Source organism: Protofrankia sp. CiP1_Cm_nod2 (genome assembly GCF_920664355.1).
Taxonomy (GTDB): domain Bacteria; phylum Actinomycetota; class Actinomycetes; order Frankiales; family Frankiaceae; genus Protofrankia.
The window spans coordinates 2,453-7,419 of record NZ_CAKKTL010000273.1; the positions used below are offsets into that span (position 1 = coordinate 2,453).

Genomic DNA, 4,967 nt, shown 5'->3' on the forward strand with positions numbered 1-4,967 from the left:
ACCGGCGTGTTCGTCGGGGTGATCGCCTCGGACTACGGCGCCGGCGCCGGGCCCGCGGCGATCCAGCCGCTGGAGGGGTACGTCCTGACCGGCGGGACGACCAGCGTCGCCTCCGGCCGGGTGGCGTACTCGTTCGGTTTCGAGGGCCCGACCGTCACCGTGGACACCGCCTGCTCGTCGTCGCTGGTCGCGCTGCACCTGGCCGTCTCGGCGCTGCGGGCCGGCGAGTGCGGGCTCGCGCTGGCCGGCGGGGTGACCGTGATGCCCACCCCGCGGTCGTTCGTCGAGTTCTCCCGGCAGCGCGCGCTGTCCGCCGACGGCCGGTGCAAGGCGTTCGCCGCCGCCGCGGACGGCTTCGGCCTCGCCGAGGGGGCCGGGGTTCTGCTGCTGGAGCGGCTGTCGGACGCGCGCCGCCACGGCCACCGCGTGCTGGCGGTGGTACGCGGCAGCGCGGTGAACTCCGACGGGACGAGCAGCCAGCTCACCGCGCCGAGCGGGCCGTCCCAGCAGCGGGTGATCAACGCCGCGCTCGCGAACGCCCGCCTGACCCCCGCCGACGTCGACGCCGTCGAGGCCCACGGCACCGGCACCACCCTCGGCGACCCCATCGAGGCCCAGGCCCTGCTCGCCACCTACGGCCAGCAGCGCCCGGCCGGCCGGGCGCTGCTGCTCGGCTCGGTCAAGTCCAACATCGGCCACACCCAGGCCGCCGCGGGCGTCGCCGGCATCATCAAAATCGTCGAGGCGCTGCGGCGCGGCGTCCTGCCGAAGACCCTGCACGTGGACGCCCCGTCCCCGCACGTCGACTGGACCACCGGCGCCGTCGAACTGATCACCGAGACCGGCCCCTGGCCCGACGTCGACCGCCCCCGGCGGGCGGCGGTGTCGTCCTTCGGGATCAGCGGCACCAACGCCCACATCATCCTCGAGCAGGCCCCGCCCGCCGAGGAGAACGCCACCGACGCCGGGACCACGCCCGCCGGGAGCGCGCCCACGGCCGGCGGCGCGTCCGGCGGGAGCGCACCCGGCGCGGGCACGTCCGGCACCGGGGCCGTCTCCGACAGCGAGGCCAGGGACAACACCGGAGCCAACGCCGGGGCCGCCTCCGGCGCCGAGGCCCGGGCCGCCTCCGGCGCCAGCGCCGGAGGCGGGCCGGTGGCGTGGGTGCTCTCGGCGCGCGGCGGGGACGCCCTGCGTGCCCAGGCCGCGCGCCTGCACGACCATGTCGCGGCGGACCCGTCCGCGCGTCCGGTCGACGTGGCCGCGGCGCTGGTGCGGGGCCGGGCCGCCTTCGCCCACCGCGCGGCGGTCGTCGGCGACGACCGGGACGCCCTGCTGGCCGGGCTGGCCGGGCTGGCCCGCGGCGAGCTGCCCGCGGGCACCGTGCGCGGTGCCGCCCGGGCCGGTCGGCTGGCCGTCTTCGTCTTCCCCGGCCAGGGCTCCCAGTGGCCGGGGATGGCCGCGGGCCTGCTCGAGGCCTCCCCCGTGTTCGCCGAGTCGATCGCGGCCAGCGCGGACGCGCTCGCCCCGTACACCGGGTGGAACCTGCTCGACGTCCTGCGCGGGGCGCCCGGCGCGCCCTCGCTGGAGCGGGTCGACGTGGTCCAGCCGGCGCTGTGGGCGGTGCTGGTCTCGCTGGCGGCGGTGTGGCGCTCGTACGGGGTGCACCCGCACGCCGTCGTCGGGCACAGCCAGGGGGAGATCGCCGCCGCGTACGTGGCCGGCATCCTCACCCTCGACGACGCCGCCCGGATCGTCGCCCTGCGCAGCCAGGCCATCACCGCGATCGCCGGGCAGGGCGGCATGGCCTCGATCGCGCTGCCCGCGGACGACGTGCGGGCGCGGCTGGCCGACAGCGGCATCGGTGACGCCGTGTCGCTGGCGGCCGTCAACGGCCCGCGGTCGACCGTCGTCGCCGGCAGCCCGCGGGCGCTGGCGGAGCTGGTCGCCGACTACCAGGCGCGGGGGGTGCGGGCCCGGCTCGTCCCGGTGGACTACGCCTCCCACTCGCCCCAGGTCGACGGCCTGCGCGACCGCCTGCTCAGCGCGCTCGCCGGGATCACCCCCCGGGCCGGGACGATCCCGCTGCTGTCCAGCGTGACCGCCGAGCCGGTCGACGGCGGCACGCTCGACGCGGCGTACTGGTTCGCCAACCTGCGCGGCACCGTCCGGTTCGAGGCCGCCACCCGGGCCCTGCTCGGCAGCGGCCACGACGTGTTCATCGAGGTCAGCCCGCATCCGGTGCTCGTCGGCGGGATCAACGAGACGGTCGACGACGCCGGTCCGGCCGGGGCCGGCGCCGGTGTGCTCGGCACGCTGCGCCGCGACGCCGGCGGGCCGGCCCAGCTGCTGACCGCGCTGGCCGAGGCGCACGTCCACGGCCTGCCGGTCGACTGGAGCGACACCCTCGCCGGCGCCGACCCGTACGCCGTCGACCTGCCCACCTACGCGTTCCAGCGGCGCCGTTTCTGGCTCGCTCCCGCCCCGGCGGCGGCCGGCGGGCTCGCCGTGGCACCGGGCCCGTCCACCGGCCGGCCCGGCCCGGACGGCGGCGAAGGCGATCCCGGCGCGGCCGGGACGGCGGGTGCCGACGGGCTCGGGCTCGCGGCCGGGGACGTGCCCTGGGACGCGGCCGGGGCGGCGGCCGGGGCGGCGGAGCATCCGCTCGCGGCGCTGTCCCCGCAGGCGCTGCGGGAGCGGCTGACGGAGCTGGTCCGCACGACCGCGGCCGGGGTGCTCGGGCACGCGGACACGGAGCGGATCGACAACGGGCAGACCTTCCGGGACCTCGGTTTCGACTCGCTCGGCGCCGTGCGGTTCCGCGACGGGCTCGCCGCGGCGACCGACCTGACCCTGCCGAGCACCCTGGTGTTCGACTTCCCGACGCCGGCCGCCCTGGCCGAACGGCTGATCACCCTGGTGTCGGGCACGCCCGCGGCCACCGCGCGGCGCGCCCGTCGGCGCGTCAACCAGGGCGGCCCGGCCGAGCCGATCGCGATCGTCGCGGTCAGCGGGCGCTGGCCGGGCGGCGCCGACTCCCCCGAGGCGCTGTGGGAGCTCGTCGCCGACGGCCGGGACGCCATCGGCGGGTTCCCGTCGAACCGCGGCTGGGACGTCGAGGCCCTCTACGACCCCGAGCCCGGCAGGCCGGGGCGGACCTACACCCGCGACGGCGGCTTCCTCTACGACGCCGACCGCTTCGACGCGGAGTTCTTCGGGATCTCCCCGCGGGAGGCCGACGCGATGGACCCGCAGCAGCGGCTGCTGCTGGAGTCCGCCTGGGAGGCGCTCGAGCGCGCCGGCATCGACCCGCACAGCCTGCGCGGCAGCCGGTCCGGGGTGTTCGTCGGCGCCACCCAGCAGGACTACGGCCCGCGCCTGACCGACGCGCCGCGCGACGCCGAGGGCTACGTGCTCACCGGCAGCACGACATCCGTGGCCTCCGGCCGGCTGGCCTACACCCTCGGCCTGGAGGGGCCGGCGCTGACCGTCGACACCGCCTGCTCGTCCTCGCTGGTCGCGACCCATCTGGCCATCCAGTCGCTGCACAGCGGCGAGTGCGACCTGGCGCTGGCCGGCGGCGTCGCCGTGATGGCGACCCCGGGGCTGTTCACCGAGTTCTCCCGGCAGCGGGGGCTCGCCCCCGACGGCCGCAGCAAGGCGTTCGCGGCGGCGGCGGACGGCACGTCCTGGGCCGAGGGCGTCGGGTTCCTGCTGCTGGAACGGCTGTCGGACGCCCAGCGGGCCGGCCGGCGCATCCTGGCGGTGATCCGCGGCAGCGCGGTGAACTCCGACGGCGCGTCCAACGGGCTGACCGCGCCGAACGGCCAGTCCCAGCAGCGGGTTATCGCGGACGCGCTGGCCGCCGCCGGGCTCACGGCCGGCGACATCGACGCCGTCGAGGCGCACGGCACCGGCACCCGCCTCGGCGACCCGATCGAGGCGGAGGCGCTGATCGCCACCTACGGCCAGGGCCGCCCCGCCAGCCGGCCGCTGCTGCTCGGCTCGATCAAGTCGAACCTCGGCCACACCCAGACCGCGGCCGGCATCGCCGGCATCACAAAGATCATCTATGCGCTGCGCCACGGCGTCCTGCCGAAGACCCTGCACGTGGACGCCCCGTCACCGTTCGTGAACTGGTCGGCGGGCGCGGTGGAACTGCTCACCTCCGCCCGCCCCTGGCCGACAGCCGACCGCCCCCGCCGGGCCGCGGTCTCCTCCTTCGGCATCAGCGGCACCAACGCCCACATCATCATCGAGCAGTCCCCCGACCAGCCCGTCCTCGCCGACGCCGACACGAACCACCCGCTGCCCCCACCGGCAGCCCCCCTCGCAAACGCTCCGGATCACGACAACGAGGGTGGAAGTGGTCGTCCCAGCAACCACTTCCCCCCTCAATCCCCCGGGCGCGGGACGGACGGTGAGCTGACCGGCGGGCGGAGGGACAGCTCGGTGAGTGCGGGGACGGAGACGGCGGGCGCGGACGTGTCCGGCGCGGACGCGGCTGTGGGCCGGGGGGCGGTTGTAGTGCCGTGGGTGGTCTCCGCGGCGTCAGCGGAGTCGTTGCGGGCGCAGGCCGCCCGGCTGGCCGCGCACGTCAGCGCCGACAGCACGCTGCGGCCGGTGGACGTCGCCTACTCGCTGGCCACCACCCGGGCGGCTCTCCCCCACCGGGCCGCCGTCGTCGCCGGCACCCGCGACGACCTGCTCGCCGGCCTGGACGCCGTCGCCACCGGCCAGCCCCACCCCAACGTCGTCCACGGCAACGCCACCCCCGGCAAGATCGCGTTCCTGTTCACCGGGCAGGGCGCGCAGCGCCCCGGCGTCGGCCGCGAGCTCTACAACACCCACCCGATCTTCCGCCAGGCGTTCGACGAGACCACCACCGCCCTCGACACCGCCCTCGCCGAACACAGCCAGCGCCTCGACCAGCCGCCTCCCGACCGGCCGCTACGGCCGCTGCGCGA

The 4,967-nt window shown here is 77.2% G+C and carries 1 protein-coding gene; it reads left to right on the forward strand.

Annotation, left to right across the window (positions count from 1 at the left end):
• A partial coding sequence (locus NBW84_RS21410; protein WP_250286800.1) for a type I polyketide synthase occupies nt 1–4,967 on the forward strand: 4,967 nt, incomplete at both ends.